This window comes from Syntrophorhabdales bacterium, from assembly GCA_035541455.1.
Taxonomy (GTDB): domain Bacteria; phylum Desulfobacterota; class Syntrophorhabdia; order Syntrophorhabdales; family WCHB1-27; genus JADGQN01.
Map to the genome: position 1 here is coordinate 1 of DATKNH010000015.1, position 16,634 is coordinate 16,634.

At 53.5% G+C, this 16,634-nt stretch carries 13 protein-coding genes; 6 read left to right on the top strand and 7 right to left on the bottom strand.

The window, feature by feature from the left end; translation table 11 throughout:
- The 5 genes from VMT71_01540 to VMT71_01560 all read right to left on the bottom strand — a co-directional run.
- Positions 1 to 823: NAD-dependent epimerase/dehydratase family protein (locus VMT71_01540; protein ID HVN22625.1), on the bottom strand; the 823-nt coding region annotated here is incomplete at its 3' end.
- Between the two features lie 497 nt (positions 824 to 1,320).
- A complete protein-coding gene (locus VMT71_01545) occupies positions 1,321 to 1,962 on the bottom strand; it encodes a DUF4013 domain-containing protein (protein HVN22626.1) in 642 nt (213 codons plus the stop codon).
- Positions 1,962 to 2,747 carry an SDR family NAD(P)-dependent oxidoreductase gene (locus VMT71_01550; GenBank protein ID HVN22627.1) on the bottom strand — a complete coding sequence of 262 codons (786 nt, stop codon included), beginning with the start codon at positions 2,745 to 2,747 and terminating at the stop codon, positions 1,962 to 1,964. The genes VMT71_01545 and VMT71_01550 overlap by 1 nt, the downstream gene beginning before the upstream one ends.
- Entirely contained in the window at positions 2,744 to 3,688 is a 945-nt protein-coding gene (locus tag VMT71_01555) for a radical SAM protein (GenBank protein HVN22628.1), read from the bottom strand. The genes VMT71_01550 and VMT71_01555 overlap by 4 nt, the downstream gene beginning before the upstream one ends.
- Positions 3,657 to 4,715 carry a ParB/RepB/Spo0J family partition protein gene (locus tag VMT71_01560; protein HVN22629.1) on the bottom strand — a complete coding sequence of 353 codons (1,059 nt, stop codon included), beginning with the start codon at positions 4,713 to 4,715 and terminating at the stop codon, positions 3,657 to 3,659. Before VMT71_01560 ends, VMT71_01555 begins: the two co-directional genes overlap by 32 nt.
- On the opposite strand from VMT71_01560, the gene VMT71_01565 reads away from it, so the two are divergent.
- The 6 genes from VMT71_01565 to argJ all read left to right on the top strand — a co-directional run bounded on the left by VMT71_01565 (position 4,714) and on the right by argJ (position 14,661).
- Positions 4,714 to 5,331 (top strand): LysE family transporter, encoded by a 618-nt coding sequence (locus VMT71_01565; GenBank protein HVN22630.1) that lies wholly within the window; start codon positions 4,714 to 4,716, stop codon positions 5,329 to 5,331. The two genes, VMT71_01560 and VMT71_01565, sit on opposite strands and share 2 nt — an antisense overlap.
- 309 nt (positions 5,332 to 5,640) lie before the next feature.
- Positions 5,641 to 6,618 carry a porphobilinogen synthase gene (gene hemB, locus VMT71_01570; GenBank protein HVN22631.1) on the top strand — a complete coding sequence of 326 codons (978 nt, stop codon included), beginning with the start codon at positions 5,641 to 5,643 and terminating at the stop codon, positions 6,616 to 6,618.
- A gap of 25 nt (positions 6,619 to 6,643) precedes the next feature.
- Positions 6,644 to 7,750 carry a radical SAM protein gene (locus tag VMT71_01575; GenBank protein HVN22632.1) on the top strand — a complete coding sequence of 369 codons (1,107 nt, stop codon included), beginning with the start codon at positions 6,644 to 6,646 and terminating at the stop codon, positions 7,748 to 7,750.
- A gap of 147 nt (positions 7,751 to 7,897) precedes the next feature.
- A complete protein-coding gene (gene polA / locus VMT71_01580) occupies positions 7,898 to 10,552 on the top strand; it encodes a DNA polymerase I (protein ID HVN22633.1) in 2,655 nt (884 codons plus the stop codon).
- A gap of 147 nt (positions 10,553 to 10,699) precedes the next feature.
- Positions 10,700 to 13,312, top strand: a complete 2,613-nt coding sequence (gene secA / locus VMT71_01585; protein HVN22634.1) for a preprotein translocase subunit SecA — start codon at positions 10,700 to 10,702, stop codon at positions 13,310 to 13,312.
- 203 nt (positions 13,313 to 13,515) lie between these two features.
- The gene (gene argJ, locus VMT71_01590; protein ID HVN22635.1) at positions 13,516 to 14,661 is read left to right on the top strand and encodes a bifunctional glutamate N-acetyltransferase/amino-acid acetyltransferase ArgJ; all 1,146 of its coding nucleotides are present in this window, start codon (positions 13,516 to 13,518) and stop codon (positions 14,659 to 14,661) included.
- 140 nt (positions 14,662 to 14,801) lie between these two features.
- Here argJ and VMT71_01595 read toward each other — a convergent pair whose 3' ends face one another.
- A complete protein-coding gene (locus VMT71_01595) occupies positions 14,802 to 15,533 on the bottom strand; it encodes an RNA methyltransferase (protein HVN22636.1) in 732 nt (243 codons plus the stop codon).
- Positions 15,517 to 16,257, bottom strand: coding sequence for an orotidine-5'-phosphate decarboxylase (gene pyrF, locus VMT71_01600; protein ID HVN22637.1), 741 nt, complete (start codon positions 16,255 to 16,257; stop codon positions 15,517 to 15,519). The genes VMT71_01595 and pyrF overlap by 17 nt, the downstream gene beginning before the upstream one ends.
- Positions 16,258 to 16,634: the final 377 nt, after the last annotated feature.

Genomic DNA, 16,634 nt, shown 5'->3' on the forward strand with positions numbered 1-16,634 from the left:
GGTCATCCACGTGGAGAAACTCACGGTATGGCTCGCCACTACCCCAGAGCACGACATATTCCCGTGTGACGCCCACTGATGCAAGCGCTGACACGATGGAATCGTCATCGTCGAGCTTTATCATCTCATCGAGGCCGAACCCGAGGGCACGCTGCTTGAGGTCCGCGCGTAGCCCCTCCAAATCTCCGGCATCCAGCAGCTTCGCCAGGTGAAATTTCCTGATGAGGGCAGGCAATACGTGGGCTGTTTCCAGATTAAAGTTGTCGTGAGGTCCGTAGAGATTGGTGGGCATCACTGACAAAAAGTTGGTTCCGTACTGTTCGTTGTAATACCGGCAGAGCTTAATGGCTGCGATTTTCGCTATGGCGTAAGCTTCGTTGGTAGGCTCAAGGACGCTGGTGAGGAGGTATTCCTCTTTCATCGGCTGGAGGGCGAACTTTGGATAGATACATGAAGAGCCCAGGTTAAGTAGCTTTATTGCTCCAGACCTGTACGCCGCGTTGATCACGTTAGTCGCGATCATGATGTTGTCGTAAATAAATTGCGCAGGGTAGGTCTCATTAGCAAGGATACCCCCCACCCTTGCAGCGGCCAGATAGATGTGTCGAGGGCGCGCCGATTCAAAGAACTGTTCGGTCTCGCTTTGTTGTGTCAGGTCAAGAGGAAAAAAGGTGACCGACGTTGGAAGCCCGGGGGCTGCCCTCCTGCTGTGGTAGTTACTGACGATACTGGTGTATCCCTCAGCGACGAGCCTTCGGATGATAGCAGACCCCACCATGCCTGTTCCGCCGGCAACAAATACGGACTCATCTTTTCTGGTCATTCCCTAGCGACCCTTTGCAGGCTCTTGTCAGGGCGCAGAAGTGGATGCATTTCTTCCCCTTCTTCTGCGTTCCGATTCCTTTGAGTATCTGTTCGCGGGTGTTCGCCTTGATTTCTCAGGTTGCGATTACACCGCCCCTGCTTTTTTATAAACCAATGAACCGATGATTCGTATAGGTGAGCGCTGAAGACGCTCGTGTTCTATCTATTTTCTGAATTTTTATAAGCTACCGCCCTTGAAGATTGGCTTGCCCGCAGGACTCTCGGTTCAAAGCCCACCCAGAGTACATTTTATAGGAAAAGCCACGCCTCTTCAACCGCGCTCCTCTAGAGACCTGTTTTATCGGGCAACCAGCGCATGCAGCACATCTGAGTGCATCAGGCTTTGCCGCGCACAAGCGACTCCCTTTACCGAATCTTTGTGAGAGGACGGTAATCGGCGCAGGTTCTTTTTGAATGTCCAGGCTGATTAGTCTGGAGCCTGAAGAGGCGGGGTTCTTATTCACCTGTTTTTGCCGCAGCAACACTGGTGCCCCGATAGAGTTGGGTGTAGTAGTATGCGGCTACGAGGCACACATAAAAGGTGAGGACCGACGAAAGGGCAAACCCTATAAGGAAGGGAATGCGGTGCAGCTTATAGGTGACATAAAGGCAGGCTGCGGTGATGACAAATCCCAGCACGTAATGCGGCAGAACCTCTTTTACGGCAACGGCTATCTGCTCGAATTCGAATGCATCCCGCACCTCTTTGTTCTTGGCAAAGGAGCAGAAGCCGAAGGGAAGAAAAAAAGAGCAGCCGACGAAAGTGAGAGCCGCGGCCCACTTCAGGATCAGTCCCAAAAAGGCAGTAACGAAATTCCCGAAGGCGGCGAGGAAGAAGCCGCAGGAAAAAAGAAAGCTGGGCAGTGCCTCGTAAAGAATAAAGATATACAAGAGCTTTGCACCATCCCTCCATATGTCGCGGCGCTCCTCCCACGTGGGCAGGCCTATGCCCCCGATCATGAGGAGATTCGACGTCTTGGCAAGATAGCCCAGGGACAGGAAGTTGATGACCGGGATAAACAATACCAGGCCGCCCCACACCCACCGCATGATAAAGCGGGAGTTGAATGTCAATACGATGAAAGGTACGATGTCCACTACTTGCCCTTTGTTATGAAGTCGAGGAGCGGTTCCTGGGTGTAGCCTGTCATGCCGCCGTCCATTACCACCGTGGTCCCGTTCACGTATTGCGCCTGATCTGAAGCCAGGAACAACACAGCCGCGACAAACTCTTCAACCGAAGCCATCCTCCCGAGAGGGGTTCTGGCGGAGAGGTGGTCTACGAATGGCTGTTTGCGGATCAGCGCTTCATTCATGCCGCCCTTGATGAATCCCGGCGCCAGAGAACAGACAGTAACCCCCTTTTTTGACCACTCGTACGCCAGTGTGCTGGTCATTACATTCAATGCAGCCTTACTGATCGTGTAAGGCAGGAAACCCTTCTCTCCGAATAAGGATACCTGCGACGAAATAGTGACAATCCTTCCGGAGCCCTGCTCCATCATTTTCCTGCCGAAGATCTGGAGCGTATAAAATGCCCCTTTCACGTTGGTGTCAATTACTCTGTCAAAATCCTCTTTCTTGATCTTTTCTGCAGGTGCAAGAGGATTTACAATGCCGGCGTTGTGTATGAGTATATCAATTTTTCCCCACGTTTCGACAACTTTTTTAAGCGCACCTTCCATTTGTTCGTAGGCGCTTATATCCGCGGCCACTGCCAGCGCGGACCGGCCTTTCATCTCCTCCTCGAACCGGGCGATACTCTCTCCACTTCTCCCGTTAACTCCTACAGAGGCGCCTTCATCCAGGAAAGCTTTCGCAAGCTCTTTTCCCAGCCCCCGTGCTCCGCCCGTTATGAAAACGCTCTTTCCCTTGAACCTCATAAGGCACCCCCATAGAGTTTTTTTATTCTTGCATCGAAGAGCCTGATAAGCTCTTCAGTAGTTGTCACTTTGACGCCTGTCCCTTCCAGCCACACATCCGGACGCTCCATGCAAAGATAGATGAAGAGTTCGCCTTCCTTGCTCTTCAGCTGATCGTAGAGCATCTTGTAAACCCTGATGCGCTCACTCTTCAGGTAGCGATACTTACCATCCTCCCCCCGGATGAACTCCCCATGCAGGAGATTACGCCGTTGCTCCAGAAGAAAGATAGTGTACAGTCTCGGCATGAACCTGAGAAGCCCCATGCTGACCCAGAGCACCCGTTTCAGGTCTAGCGTACGGGCAATCTCATTGATCAGTTCTGCGTAATCCTGCTCAAAACCCGGATACATGATGATGGGATCGAAATGAAGACCCACGAAGACTCCCAGTTCCTGCGCCCGTTTCAAAACCTTGAGACGCCTGTGTACAGGGCTCGTCCTCCTTTCTTCCTGGGCGACGATGCTCGCAGGAGCAAGAGAAAAAGAGACGACTGTATAAGGATTGAGAATGTCTTCCACGGGCCGGATGGAGGCCCACTTTGATTTGAGCTCTAGCAGTGCCCTTTTTTTCCGGCCAAAAAATTCGATGAGCGGCCGGTGAAGCCCAAGCTCCCTCTCCAGGGCCAGGCTGTCGCCCAGCTCGCCCGTTCCGAATCGCGGCACAGAACCCTTGTGTGCGTCTATCATCTCATCAACCTGGGCCAGTATGTACGAGGTGTCGTCATGAACATTGATGGACGGTCCGTTCAGATAGGCCCTGAGTACGCAGTAGGAGCAGGAGAGCATGCAGCCCTCGACCAGGTCGATCGTCTTGTAGCCGCAGCAGATGTGATTCCTGGTTCCGGGGCAATTCCTTACCAGGTTCCCTCTAGTTTCTGTGCGTACCTTTGGTAAGTTCAAGTATGCTCCTGAGGCGGCCTGTCTCGATGAAGGTATCCAGGCTTTTGATTGCTTCTTTCACATGGGTTACGTTCCGCGCTTTTATGCCGATGTCCACCCAATCCTTTTCGAAGAAGGGGTCAACCTTCACAGAGACCTGAGGGGGGAGGCTTGCCGCCTGCAGTGTCTCTCTCAGTTGCTGCTCGAGGCCGGCAAGGGTCGGGTGAGTTCTTTTCTTGAGAAACAGTTTCATAGCATCCGCGTTGTCAAGAGAGGGGTACTCTTCGAACAGGATCTTCCCTTCTTTAAGTCTCACCAGGAGAAGGAGTTGGAAGATTTCTCTCAGTTGGCTTGAGGTCATGTGCATATCGCCAAGAAACGCGATCACACTCCTGCGTTCGGCGCTGCTGAATCCCAGGAGGAGCTCCACATGGGTCATGTTGGCTCTCTGCCTGACAAGGAATTCCTTTACGCCGTCATCACTACGGGCAACCTCCACGAGCTTTCCCAGAAGCTTCTCGTGGGGTTCGTAACCGAGGAGTTTCATCGTCGCGTAAATCTCATCAAGCAGGAAGCCAAACCGCAACATCTTTTCGAGTGCCAGCGCACCCTCGACAATGTTGAGGGGTCTTGCGATATTGTCGTTGATTGCGGTCAACAACGCGTCCTTTTCGTTCATGCTCATGATGATGCACGGCACCCTTGTCAGCCCGAGACGGCAAGACGCCTCGAGCCTCCTGAAGCCTGTGACGACACGATGCGGCTTCGTATCGAGGAGCAGAAGAGGCATTCGTATGCCGAATGTTTTAAGGGAATCGAAGAGCGACTGATTTTTGAGGGGAAAGGATACGCAGAATCTCTTGTCGGTCCGGTCGATGCTGACAATCTCTACGCTCTCCATTTTGTGCTGTTTTTCCCGCGGTTTCGTACCACGATAGCAAAAAGGAAGTTTAGAGTCAACAACGGGCAGTCCTCGTGCCGCCCACGTTGACAAGAACGCAAAGCCTCTGATAGAGTCTACCCGGCTGAAAGGCCATTCTACCAGCATGCATCTTGCCTTTTTCCTCAAGGGTCTTATCATAGGGGCGGCGGTTTCAGCGCCTTTAGGACCCATCGGGCTTCTTTGCATAAACCGTTCATTGACGGAAGGCAGATTGCGCGGGTTTGTCTGCGGTCTCGGCGCTGCCACGGCAGACATGGTTTTCTGCGTCATCGCAGGCTTCGGTTTCACGTTTGTTTCGAAATTTCTCGAGGAGCAGGCGCTGGGTATCAGTATTGTCGGCGCCTGCGGGCTTGTTTTCCTCGGGTTCAGGATCTTTCTTTCAAAGCCGGTGGAAAGGTCCTGCGCGGTGACAGGGCAGGATGTCGCCCATATCTACGTCTCTACCTTTCTTCTTACCCTCATCAACCCCGTGACCATTCTCTTTTTTGTGGCCCTGTTCACGAGTCTCGGTGTGACATTGAGCCGTCTCGATTATCCCTCCCTGATTCTGCTCATTGCGGGCGTGCTGGCAGGAGCGGTGCTCTGGTGGTTCCTTCTTACCGGATGCGTGAGCCTGCTTCACAGGAAATTGACCCCGGGGACGATCCGCTGGACAAATCGGATCTCGGGCACGATCGTGATGGTGCTGGGCCTGCTCGCCTTTCTCAGCGCAGTCCGTTAAGGACAGAGACAGGTGAGCCGTGAACCGCACCGGTTTAAATTCTAAATCCCGGGTACCCGCCTTGCGGGTGATCGAAATCCTGAACAAATTACAATGTTCAAAATGTCTAAACTTAGGAGCGGTCCGGTAGATGAAGTGTAGTGTTTTAGGACATTGGATATCAGGTGATTAGATATTGTTTAGAATTTCGTGCTTAGAATTTAGAATTTGGAAAAGGAACATACCGATTGATCCGTTCGACCCGCAGTCCGTAACAATTCTTTTCATGCTATAATAGACCCCTACTTCACTGCAACGGAAGGTGCGCTGATGCCATTTCCCGAATACCGACCAAGAAGACTGAGAAGAAACGAAAAGCTCCGGGGGTTGATCCAGGAGACTGAGATGACCCGGCAGCATCTTGTCTACCCGCTCTTCGTAAAAGAGATGGCAGACGAACGTATTCCCATTCCCTCAATGCCGGGCGTACATCAGTTTTCCATAGACGGCCTCCTGAAGGAGGTTGAACAGGTGAAGAGCCTTTCCCTTCCGGCAGTTCTCCTGTTCGGAGTGCCCGAGCACAAGGACGAAATCGGTAGCGCTGCTTTCGACGAACAGGGCATTGTACAGAAGGCTGTGAGGGAGATCAAAAAGAGGTTCGGTTCGGATATCCTTGTGATCACAGATCTCTGCCTCTGCGAATACACCAGCCACGGTCACTGCGGCATCATCAGGGATGGCGACGTGGACAACGATGAGACGTTGAAGATTCTTGCACGATCGGCCCTTGCGCAGGTCGAGGCCGGCGCTGATGTTGTTGCTCCCTCGGACATGATGGACGGAAGAGTAAGAGCCGTCCGGCAGCTCCTCGATGAAAAGGGGTTTTATCACATTCCCATCATGAGTTATGCGGCGAAGTACGCATCGGGTCTCTACAGTCCGTTCAGGGACGCTGCGGAATCGACACCGCAGTTCGGCGACCGGAGGAGCTACCAGATGGACCCGCCAAATCAAAGAGAGGCTCTGCGGGAAATAGCGCTGGATGTCGAAGAGGGAGCCGATATCATTATGGTGAAGCCGGCCCTCTTCTACCTTGACATACTTGCTTGTGCGCGTAAAGAGATCAACCGGCCCCTGGCTGCTTACTCGGTGAGTGGAGAGTACACGATGATAAAGACTGCCGCGTCTATGGGCTATCTGGACTACCAGAGGATCGTGACCGAATCGACCCTTGCCATACGGCGGGCAGGCGCTGATATCATCATCACTTACTTTGCGAAGGATCTGGCAGAATGGCTACCAAGATAGGGTCATGGGGCATCGGTCAGGGGTCATGAAAAGCAAGACATCCAATCCTGAGACAAAAGATGTGAAAGAAGAGCCTGCTCACAGCTCACGGCTCACAGCTCACGGTCCTGAAACTCAAGGCTCGGGCGGGCCGCCGCTCAGAATGGTTGCGTGGGAGCTGACCCGCAACTGCAACCTGAACTGTATCCACTGCCGCGCCCGTGCCAGCTGCGGCCCGTTTGAGGGAGAACTGACAACAGAGGAGTGCAAGAATGTGCTCGACAGCATTGCCTCGTTCGCGAGCCCGACGATTATCCTGACGGGTGGCGAGCCCTTGCTGAGAGAGGATATTTTTGAAATCATAGAGTACGGACGCCAGAAAGGGCTCAGGCTTGTGATCGCCGTGAATGGAACCTTGGTAGAGGAGCCGGTGGCCGAGCGGCTGCGGGATTCGGGTATCATGCGGGTCTCCATGAGCCTGGATGGTAACAACGCGGAAAGTCATGACAGCTTCAGGGGGGTGGCTGGTTCATTCGCATCGGTCATGCGCGCGGCGAAGATCCTTAACAGGGTGGGTCTGCCTTTTCAGATCAATACGACCGTAACACGCCTCAATGTCGATCATCTTTCGGAGATTTACGAGCTGGTCAAAAGCCTTGGCGCTGTGGCATGGCACGTGTTTCTGCTTGTCCCCGTGGGCAGGGGCGAGGGATTGAAAGGGGAAGAGCTCAACGCGAGGATGTATGAAGATGTGCTCCAGTGGCTCTATTCCATCGAGACAAGGAATGAACTGGAGATGAAGGTGACATGCGCGCCTCACTACTACAGGATCGTAAAGGAAAAAGGAGATACGCCGAAAAGCGCCGGCTGTCTGGCCGGCAAAAGCTTTCTTTTTATTTCCCATCAGGGCATCGCGCAACCTTGCGGTTATCTGGAGATGGCCTCCGGAGATGTGAGAAAGGAAGGGGTACAAAAAGTCTGGGAAGGCTCACCCGTATTCAATGCCATCCGGGATCTGCGTGGCTACAAGGGAAAATGCGGATCCTGCAAGTACCTCCGGATCTGCGGTGGGTGCAGGGCGCGCGCTTTGGAATTAAAGGGCGATGTCCTGCAGGAGGAGCCGTACTGCAGTTACGTTCCCGCGAATGCGTGACAGGCAGAAACCCGTTACGAGTTCCGGGTTCCGAGTTACGGGTTCAAGGGCCAATGCATCTGTCCAATGCGTGTAACTCGTAACGTGGTTCTGTTTGTAGCCCGTAACACGTAACCCGCAACAGTTTTTCTCATAACGAGGTTTTACATGGCTGAAGCAAAGCGAATCTTCCTCATCGACGGGCACTCGTATCTTTATCGCGCGTATCACGCGACACCATACCTTGCCAATTCCAAAGGTGTGCCGACGAACGCTACCTATGCGTTCACGAACATGCTCCGGAAACTCGTCAATGAACAGAAGCCGGACGACGTGATCGCAATTTTCGATTCAAAAGCTCCCTCTTTCCGGGAGGAGATATTCAAAGAATACAAGGCAACACGCGCTCCGATGCCTGCCAACATGCCGGTCCAGATCCCCTACGTGAAAAAAATTGTAGAAGCCATGGGCATCCCCCTGCTCGAAGAAGAGGGCGTCGAAGCGGACGACGTGATAGGCACGCTGGTGGAAAAGCTGAAAGGCAGCGACGTCGAGCTCTATATTGTGACGGGCGATAAGGACATGATGCAGTTCGTCGCCGGCAATATTTTCGTGTTTGACAGCATGAAGAGCGCTGTCCTGGGAGAACAGGAGGTCACCGAGAAATTCGGCGTGAAGCCTGCGTTGATACGAGATTTTCTTGCTCTCTGCGGCGACGCGATTGACAACATACCGGGTGTCTACGGCATTGGAGAAAAGACCGCCCGGGAACTGGTGAATGCCTTTGGCACCATAGAGGAGATTTACGAGCATATCGAAGAGATAAGCAAGCAGGCGGTGAAAGCAAAGTTGAAGGCAAACAGGGATAACGCCTTCTTGAGCAAACAGCTGGCGACCATTCGGTTAGACGTTCCTCTCAGCAGGTCGACCTCAGACCTTACGATGAAGGAGCCCGACACGCAAGCGCTTCGGAGGCTCTACAGAGAGCTTGAATTCACAAACCTCTACCGCGAGCTGAAGCAGGAGGGCAACGGAACAAAGGGGTGGAAGGAGGGAACATCCGGAGAGCTGAATAAGGAGTCTATCGCAATCGCCGCCGAACTGCAGGGGAAGGGCGCGTATCAGGTGTACTTTGAAGCCTTTGCAGCCTCGGATGGCGAGAAGGTCTTCTTTTCCCGCAGAGAGGCAGAGCTGTTCGATATCATGGCCGCATCGGGCCAGACCATAGCCCACAGCCTCAAGCCCCTCCTCGTACTGGCAAAGAAAGCAGGCGTAGATCTACACCGCCGAGCCAATGCGAGTCTATCTAGCGAGCACGGCTCCCGGGTACCCACGTCAGTGGGTGGAGGGGAGGCTCCGACGGCCGGGTACCCGCGTGCGGGTGCGGGGGAGGGGGCGACGCGAGCCCCATTCATAGACACCATGCTCGCCGCTTATCTGATAAATCCGTTGAGGAAGGAGTACGGGATCGACGGATTGCTGGAGGAGTTTCTCGATGCGTCGTCGTCCGGTCAGAGCCCTGCGGAATTGGTGCGAGAGCGGGCTTTCCTTCTTCCTGAACTGGCAAGGGTGCTATCCGGGCGCATGGAAGAGGATGGACTCCTGCCGCTTTTTTACGACGTTGAGATGCCCCTTGTTGAAGTACTTGCAGACATGGAATTTCGCGGGGTCAAGGTGGATAGACAAGCGTTGCTTGCTCTTTCCGTTGACTTTGACAACAGGCTTAACGTCATCGTGAAAAAAGTTTACGATCTCGCAGGGGAGAGCTTTAACATAAATTCCCCGCAACAGTTGGGCCGCATTCTTTTTGATAAGCTGAATCTTCCCACGGGCAAAAAGACAAAGACTGCCTACTCAACCGACAACGAGGTGCTCCAGATGCTCGCGCCTCTCCACGGCCTGCCTTCGGAAGTGCTCCAGTACAGGACGCTCAGCAAGCTGAAGAACACCTATATCGACGTCCTGCCAACGCTTATAAACAGCGAAACAGGGCGCATCCACGCGTCATTTAATCAGATGGTAGCTGCGACCGGAAGGTTGAGCAGCTCTGATCCCAACCTGCAGAACATCCCCGTGAGGGGAGACGAGGGACGGAAAATACGCGAGGCATTTGTTGCCGATGACGGCTTTGTTCTTCTGTCGGCCGATTACTCTCAGATAGAGCTGAGGGTGCTTGCTCATATGTCGAGAGACGAGCTGCTCCTGGAGGCTTTTTCAAAAGAGGAAGACATTCATTCCCGTGTGGCACGCGAAGTCTTCAGGGTTGAGCCCTCCGGCGTCACGTCCGAAATGAGGCGCACCGCGAAGGTTATCAATTTTGGCGTGGTCTACGGCATAAGCGGCTTCGGCCTGGCCAAGGAGCTTGGTGTCTCGCCCAAAGAGGCGCAAATCTATATCGATGATTATTTCCAACGCCACAAAGGCGTGCAGGCGTATATAGACGCCACCCTTGAATTTGCTCGGGAGCGTGGGTTTGTCAAGACGCTGCTCGGTAGAACGAGGCGCATACCTGAACTCCGCAACCCTGATACGGCGGTGCGCCAATTTGGCGAGAGAACGGCGATAAACACACCCCTCCAGGGCACCGCAGCCGACATCATAAAACTGGCAATGGTGAAGATACACAGGAGAATGAAAGAAGAAGGCATGGCGTCGCGCCTGATTATCCAGATACACGACGAGCTCGTCTTCGAGGCGAAAGAGGAAGAGCTTCCTGTAATGAAAGAGATCGTGCAGCACGAGATGGAGCATGTGCTGGAGCTCGCTGTACCGCTCAAAGTCTCGCTCGGCACGGGGAAGCACTGGGCCGAAGCACACGATTAACTGCAGGCTCAAGGTCAAAAGTGAAAGGGCCCCAGGACAAAAGGTCAATTAAGGCGTCTTTTAGCCACTCTCCTTTGGCCTTTTGCCTCTAGCCTCGTTCCGTGGGCGGCTTTTGCGTAGTGGCCGCCCGTATGGTAAAATTTATTTATGATTGGAACTATACTAAAAAAAGTTATCGGCACAAAAAATGAGCGAGAGCTGAAGCGGATCCATCCTCTGGTGGAGGCAGCAAACGCTCTCGAACCGAAGATGCAGGGCTTTACCGATACCCAGCTCCAGGCGCTCACGCCTCAGTTTAAAGAGCGCATCGACAACGGTGAAGAGCTCGATCGCATTCTGCCCGAGGCATTTGCCGCAGTCCGGGAAGTGGCACGCCGCATCCTGAATATGCGTCACTTCGATTCTCAGCTTGTGGGCGGCATCTTTCTGCACGAGGGAAACATAGCTGAAATGGCTACAGGTGAAGGAAAGACGCTCGTCGCCACGCTGCCAGTCTATCTGAACGCTCTCGAAGGCAACGGTGTGCACGTGGTGACCGTCAACGATTACCTTGCAAAGAGGGACGCTGAATGGATGGGTCCCGTGTACAAATTCCTGGGCTTGAGCGTCGGCGTTATCGTGAACGATCTGGACGATGAAGAGCGCAAGAGAGCCTACGGGTCGGACGTGACCTACGGCACCAACAATGAGTTCGGGTTCGATTATCTGCGGGACAACATGAAGTATTCTCTTGAGGACTTTGTCCAGAGAGAGTTCCACTATGCAATCGTTGACGAAGTGGACAGCATCCTGATTGACGAGGCCAGAACGCCGCTCATCATTTCAGGACCTGCAGAGGAGTCGACAGACAAGTACTACAAGATCAACAGGCTCATCTACCAGTTGAAGAAAGAAAAGGACTTCATGATAGATGAGAAGGCGAAAAGTGCCTATCTCACCGAGGAGGGTGTGGCCCGGGTCGAGAAAATCCTGAAAGTCGACAATCTTTACGACCCCAAGTATGTCGATTTTCTCCATCACATCAACCAGGCGCTGAAGGCTCACGAGCTCTTCGCGCGGGACGTGGACTACATCGTAAAAGATGGCAAGGTAATTATCGTCGATGAGTTCACGGGCAGGCTCATGCCCGGAAGACGCTTCAGCGACGGGCTCCACCAGGCGCTGGAAGCCAAGGAGAACGTGAAGATAGAGAGGGAAAACCAGACACTCGCTACGGTCACGTTCCAGAACTTTTTCCGCATGTACAAAAAGCTTGCAGGCATGACCGGTACAGCGGATACCGAGGCGCTGGAGTTCAAGAAGATCTATAACCTGGATGTTGTGGTGATCCCCACTAATAGACCCCTCATCCGGACCAATTATCCTGATGTGGTCTATCGGACGGAGAAGGAAAAGTTCAAGGCTGCTGCCAAGGAGATTGAGGAGCACTACGCGGCGGGCAGACCGGTGCTCGTCGGCACGCTCTCGATAGATAAGTCGGAACGGTTGGCGGAGATGCTCAAGCGCAGGGGTGTCCCGCACCACGTGCTGAACGCGAAGCAGCATGAGCGCGAGGCTGAGATCGTGGCGCAGGCAGGCCGCCTGAAGGCGGTGACCATATCGACGAACATGGCAGGCAGGGGCACAGACATTCTCCTCGGGGGCAACCCCTCGTTTCTTGCCTTGACCATCGCCAAAGGAAAAGAGGGCGCGGAAGAGAACGCCAAAGCGCTGGAGGAAGCCCGCCGGATCTGCGAAAAAGAAAAAGAGGCGGTCATAAAGCTGGGTGGATTGCACATACTGGGCACGGAGCGGCACGAATCGCGGCGCATCGATAATCAGCTTCGGGGCAGGGCAGGCCGCCAGGGAGATCCGGGTTCGTCACGATTTTATGTTTCGCTGGAAGATGAGATTATGCGCATTTTCGGTTCCGAGCGAATATCGCCGCTTCTCGGCAAGCTGGGCATGGATGAAGACATGCCGATCGAGCACAAGCTGATCACCAAGGCGATCGAAAACGCGCAGACCAGAGTCGAGGGGCACAATTTCGAAATACGAAAATATCTCCTCGAATATGACAATGTGATGAACAAGCAGCGGGAAACCGTTTACGGCATGCGCAAGGAGATGCTGAGTGACGGCGACATGAAGGAGCGCGTACTCGAGATGGTTGAGGAACTTTGCGAGGAGTTTGTCGGTGAGTGCGCTCCTGAGAAAGTCTATCCCGAGGAGTGGGATATGGCTTCTCTCAAGAACAGGATATTTGAAACCTTCTTCCTCCATTTCGATCTCGATCATCAGGACATAAAGTCGATGACAAAGCCAGGCTTGCTCGAGGCAGTGAAGACAACGATGCTCTCTGCCTACGATGCCAAGGAGAAAGAGTTCGGCGCGGAGACACTCCGCAGCATCGAACAGTACATTGCCATGAGCTCTCTCGACGTGCACTGGAAGGAGCATCTGCTTTCCCTCGATCATCTGCGGGAAGGTATCGGTCTTCGGGGCTACGGCCAGAAGGACCCGCTGCGCGAATACCAGCGGGAGAGTTTTGAGATATTCCTCGATATGCTGGAGCGCGTAAAGCTGGACACGGTGAGAAAACTATTCGCCATCCAGCCGGCGCGTCAGGAAATAGAGAAACCGGAGATGCCGGTCATGTTCATGAACCGGTCTGATGGACCGGAGCCCGAGCACGAGAAGAGCAAGAAGATCGGAAGAAACGATCCCTGTCCCTGTGGCAGCGGTAAAAAATACAAGAGGTGCTGCGGCGCAAGTAAGTGAGGTGGGCTTACGGCGCAAGACGCAAGGCTCGCGGGACAGAACGTGGTGAAAGGATCCTCCGGGTCGTCGCTCCGGTGAAAAGCGGAGTGCGGAGGTCCGTGTTGTTAGTGGATTCCCCGTATTATAGCTAATTTTTGCATGTTCGCAGTGGGGTCGCGACTCAAGGTCAAACAGCACAAAAAGCATGCGGGAGGAGTGAGCGCGTGAAGGGTATATTATTTTCCGGTGTTGCGTCAGGGTTGAAGCCGGCCGGCCTTGATCTGGGGCTCGTCTATTTTTCGGAGCCCGCCCGGGTGGCCGCGCTTTACACCAGGAACAGAGTCAAGGCAGCCCACATTCTCTACAACAGGAAAAGGGTGAAAGGAGATGTCCGCGCCCTTCTCGTCAACAGCGGGTGCGCCAACGCGTGCACGGGGAATGATGGAATCCGCGATCTCGAGAAGATCGCCTCAGCGCTCGCGGTCGAGCTGGCCATACGAGAGGATGAGATTCTCTTTGCGTCTACCGGCGTCATCGGGAAAAGGCTGCCGATCGAAAAAATAATCGCTGCTCTGCCCCCGCTTAAACGAGGACTCAGGGAAAAGAACATAGAACAGCTCGCGCGGGCGATTATGACCACTGACACGTATCCGAAACTGGTGCAGGCGGCCATACCCGGCAGGAACGGTGGCAGCATTGAAGGCGTGGCGAAAGGCGCGGGCATGATCAACCCGCTCTTTGCAACGATGCTCTCTTTTCTCTTTACCGACTGCGTGGTGCCGGACGAACAGATCAAAAGGTTGATCCCTGCCATGGGCCGCGAAAGTTTTGAACGAATAAGCGTGGACGGAGACACGAGCACCAATGACACGGTGATGCTCTTCTCGCGGCGCAGAGGAAAGCCGGTCTCGGACATGGCCCTATTCAAGGAGAATCTGTTGGACGTCATGAAAGAGCTTTCCTTCCTGATTGTGCGGGACGGTGAAGGAGCCACAAAGGTCATTCACATCACTGTTGCCGGCGCCCAAAATAAAGAAGTGGCAGAGAGGGTGGCGCGCAGGATTTCTGTGTCACCCCTCGTAAAGACCGCGTTTTTCGGCTGTGACCCTAATTGGGGAAGGATCATTGCTGCAGCAGGCGATGCAAACGTTCCCATTAAGCCCGATAAGGTAGAGATCGTGTTGCAGGGCGAACGCCTGGCGCTGAGCGGCGTTGAGGTGCCTTTTTCAGAAGAGAAGCTGAAGCGATTAATGGATAAGCACGAATTAGAGCTTGTCGTTGACCTGCACGACGGTAAAGCTTCTTATGATATGTTCACTACCGATCTGACGTACGACTATATTAAAATCAACGCCTCCTACCGCACGTGAAGTCTTCCGGCATCACGTGAATATCGAAATCCGAATGTCGAAATCTCAAACAACGTCAAATTTCCAAAACCTTAAGTGAAGGCTTGGCTGAAAGTTCGTTTAGATGATTAGATATTGTGATTTGTTTAGGATTTAGATATTCAACATTGAGATTTCTTTCTCTGCCTTGCCACTTCGTACGCGGCTATTGCGAAGGATGTTGCAACGTTAAGGCTGGGGAAATTGCCTGTGGTGGGTATGCGCGCGATCTCGTCGCATGTCTCCCGGGTGAGCCTTCGCATTCCCTCTTCTCTTCCCAAGACCAGGCAGAGTGGTATGGTGAGGTCGAGCTCCCAGATGTTCTTCTCCCCCCGTTCGTCAAGGCCGAAACAGAAGACGTTTTTTTCTTTCAGCGATTCAAGGTATCTGTGGAGGTTGACTACCTGTACGACTGGTACGTGCTCTGTTGCGCCCATGGCGATGCTGCTCACGGTTTCGGTAACACCGCATGACCTGTCTTTCGGGAGGATGACGGCGCCCGTCCCGAGGCAGGCCGCTGTTCGAAGGGCGTTGCCCAGGTTTTGCGGATCGGATATACCGTCAAAGGCCGCGAGGAAGGTTCTCCCCGCAGAAACGATCTCCTTGAGGAGGAGGTCGGGATCCCCGTAAGCGAAGGCCTCGCGTTCAAGGCAGATGTGCGATCGGTTGCCTTTAAAACGGCGTGCGAATTCTTCGTGAGGGAGGATCCGGAAAGAGAGGCCGAGCCTTCTGGCCTCATGTATGATTCTGTCTGCCGTGCGCTCGTAACCGGCCTCTATCCATAATCTCTTCGCCTGTGTCGGGTGAATGCGCAGCGCTTCGAGGATGCTGTTCCTGTTATCCAGAAGAAGCACGCCCTATCTCCTTTTCAATCTGTTTCAGCGTCTCCTTCGGGTTTGCGGCTGTGAGGACTGTCCTTCCCAGCACGATGTACGTTGCCCCTTTCCGGATCGCCTCGCCGGGCGTGATGGTTCTCTTCTGGTCGTCTTTACCCTCCCCGATGCGCACGCCCGGGGTGACGATAATAAAATCCTTGCCGCAGAGCGACCGGATCGTTTCTATGTCGTGCCCCGAGGCTACCACGCCATCGAGTCCCGCTTCCTTCGTGAGCAGCGTGAGTTTGCGTGTCCATTCGGCTGCGGTCACCCCGAGACCGAGTTTTTGAAGCTCAGCGTCATCTATGCTGGTCAGCACCGTCACCGCGATGATCTTCGGCCGTTCCAGCACGAGCTTTTTTGACGCATCCTGGAGTGCTGACCGTGTCTCCTGCATCATGGTGAACCCGCCTGACGCGTGTACATTAAACATGTCGATACCCAGCTTCATTGCCTCGATACCGGCCTTGGAGACGGTATTCGGTATGTCATGGTATTTAAGGTCGAGAAAGACCCTGGCCTGGTTCATCTTGATGAAATCTATTATCTTGGTGCCGCAGTGGGTGAAAAGCTGCTTGCCGACCTTGAACATGCCCACGTGATATTTGAACTCTCTGACAAGCTTTTGAGCTTCCTGAAAATGCTCCAGGTCTAGGGCAAGTATCATTCTGTCCTTCGGCTCCATGCGGTGGATGCTCTCCATAGCGGCTCCTTTTGAGAATCAGCTTATTCTACGGTATGGCTTTTTTTACTCTTTTTCCGGGGAGATGTAAAGAGAGCCTGTGCGCTTTTATTAAAAAAATTTAATTTTTTTCTTGACAGTCTGCGTGCACGCTGCTATAAGTAAGATTAAAAAGCTTTAATGGAAGGAGGTGAGGCCATTTTTTCTTAGTAGTTGCAGCGGGATACAGATTTTTGACTGTATCTAAATTTTAGGCGAAGGAGGAAGCATGAAAAAGGTAGTCATTTTGTTTATCGCTGTTATGCTCGCCCTTCCTGCCATGAGCTACGCCGGCAGCGCGACGAGCAGATGGGATCTCACCATCGGCGGTATGGTAAAAGTGGATTATTTCTATGCGA

Coding starts and splice junctions, on each gene's coding strand:
- VMT71_01550 (HVN22627.1), bottom strand. CDS start 2,747: ATGAGGTTCAAGGGAAAGAGCGTTTTCATAACGGGCGGAGCACGGGGG.
- VMT71_01565 (HVN22630.1), top strand. CDS start 4,714: ATGCATCTTGCCTTTTTCCTCAAGGGTCTTATCATAGGGGCGGCGGTT.
- VMT71_01560 (HVN22629.1), bottom strand. CDS start 4,715: ATGCTGGTAGAATGGCCTTTCAGCCGGGTAGACTCTATCAGAGGCTTT.
- hemB (HVN22631.1), top strand. CDS start 5,641: ATGCCATTTCCCGAATACCGACCAAGAAGACTGAGAAGAAACGAAAAG.
- VMT71_01575 (HVN22632.1), top strand. CDS start 6,644: ATGAAAAGCAAGACATCCAATCCTGAGACAAAAGATGTGAAAGAAGAG.
- polA (HVN22633.1), top strand. CDS start 7,898: ATGGCTGAAGCAAAGCGAATCTTCCTCATCGACGGGCACTCGTATCTT.
- secA (HVN22634.1), top strand. CDS start 10,700: ATGATTGGAACTATACTAAAAAAAGTTATCGGCACAAAAAATGAGCGA.
- pyrF (HVN22637.1), bottom strand. CDS start 16,257: ATGGAGAGCATCCACCGCATGGAGCCGAAGGACAGAATGATACTTGCC.